Source organism: Microbacterium sp. B24, from assembly GCF_000333415.1.
GTDB lineage: Bacteria > Actinomycetota > Actinomycetes > Actinomycetales > Microbacteriaceae > Microbacterium.
In genome coordinates this window covers 1-1,783 of the sequence record NZ_BADB01000428.1, presented here as the reverse complement: position 1 = coordinate 1,783, position 1,783 = coordinate 1, and the positions used below count along the sequence as shown (strand labels likewise).

Annotated in this window: 1 protein-coding gene and 1 pseudogene; both read right to left on the bottom strand. The window is 68.6% G+C overall.

Going from position 1 to position 1,783, the window contains the following annotated elements:
* Window positions 1-949 (bottom strand): annotated as a pseudogene (locus tag I5I_RS12675) (aldo/keto reductase); the annotation flags it as partial.
* A 307-nt stretch (window positions 950-1,256) separates the two neighbouring features.
* Window positions 1,257-1,783: S1 RNA-binding domain-containing protein (locus tag I5I_RS12670; protein WP_036320274.1), on the bottom strand; the 527-nt coding region annotated here is incomplete at its 5' end.

The window sequence follows — 1,783 nt, the reverse complement described above, 5'->3', positions numbered from 1 at the left end:
TTTGACGGGGCCCCGGAAAAGACGTTCACGATGGGGGCGACCACCGCGCGTGCGCCAGCAGCCAAGCGATGGCGACGGCGGACGGCGGCACCGACAGTTCGTCACCGATCCGGTCCAGCGCACGCAGCGTACGCGATCCGCGGCGGTTCATGGCCGCAGCCAATTGGATGCCGCGTACCGAATACGCGACCTGCGCACGGTCGCGGTGCACCCCGGCGAGATAGCCGTGCTCGAGCGCCTGCGAGGGCGTCACGGCGATACCCTGCGCGCTGGCCACGAGACGCAGATCGCCATCGAACTCGGACTGCCGAAGGATGTTGTACGGGACGTCCAGCACCGTGAGGCGGGGGTAACCCGCCGATGCGAGAATCCGGGCTTCGACCAGCTGGGCGGCCGTGTGGCCGTAGGCTCCCACGGCGCGCACCTTTCCCGACTCGATCAGCCATTCCACCGTCGCCAGGGTGTCTTCGAGGGTTGTCGCGTCATCCGACAGCGCGTCGAGGTAGAGCAGGTCGATCCGGTCCGTATGCAGGCGCGTCAGCGACGCCTCGACCGCGCGGATGAGGTTCACCGGTCCGAGCCCGGGGTGGTCGGGGTTGGCTCCGACACGAACGGCGACGACGATGTCGTCGCGGATGCCGCGGCGCTGCAGCCACTGCCCGACGATGTGCTCGCTGCGTCCCGCCGCATATCCGTCGGACGTGTGCACCGCGTTGCCACCACGCGCGTGGTACGCGTCGAGAATCGCGTGCGCGGCGGTGAGATCGACATGCCAGCCGAACTCGGCGGCACCGAGGAGGAACGGAAAGACCTCAAGCCCGGACTCGCCGAGCGGAACGCGGATGCCGGCTCCCACGGGTGCCCCCTGAACGGGAATCGGAGCGGAGGGATGCGCGGGCGGCGCGGTTCTGACGGCCGTCGGTGTCGCGCCGATACCGAAGTAACCCATCCGTTCACCCCCTTCACGAACCGCGGATGCGGTGTCGCTCTTCTTGTCTACCCACCCCCCGATGCGTAGTTCCGAGGGTAGGGCAGACGCGGGTACGGTCCGCGCATTGAGCCCAACGAACGGTAAACATTCCATAACGCTTGCGTCACGGCGTCGCTGTGCGCGGGGGCGGTGTCCCCCATCCGGTGGACACCGGATGAACGAACGGATGCCCGCCCCTCCGAGACGGGAGGAAGCGGGCATCCGTGTCCGGGTCGCCGCCGCGGCACGCTCAGGGTGGATCCCTCAGCGCCGGGCGACGAAGCACTCAGCCTTCGGCGGGAGCCTCCGGGCCTTCGCTGGCCGCCGCACGGCCTTCCTGGTCGGCGGCCTCTTCGAGCACCGGCTCAAGGGACAGCTTGCCGCGGTCGTCGATCTTGGTGATCTTGACGAGCAGCTTCTGGCCGACGCCGAGCACGTCTTCGACGTTCTCGACGCGCTTGCCACCGGCGAGCTTGCGCACCTCACTGATGTGCAGCAGGCCGTCCTTGCCGGGCAGCAGCGAGATGAAGGCACCGAACGCCGCGAGCTTGACGACGGTTCCGAGGAACTGCTCGCCCACCTCCGGGTTGGTGGGGTTGGCGATCGCGTTGACCTGAGCGCGCGCGGCCTCCGCCGACGGGCCATCGGTCGCGCCGATGTAGACGGTGCCGTCCTCCTCGATGGAGATCTGCGCGCCGGTCTCGTCCTGGATCGCGTTGATCGTCTTGCCCTTCGGGCCGATCAGCTCACCGATCTTGTCGACGGGGATCTGCACGCTGATGACGCGCGGCGCGGTCGGGGCCATCTCGTCCG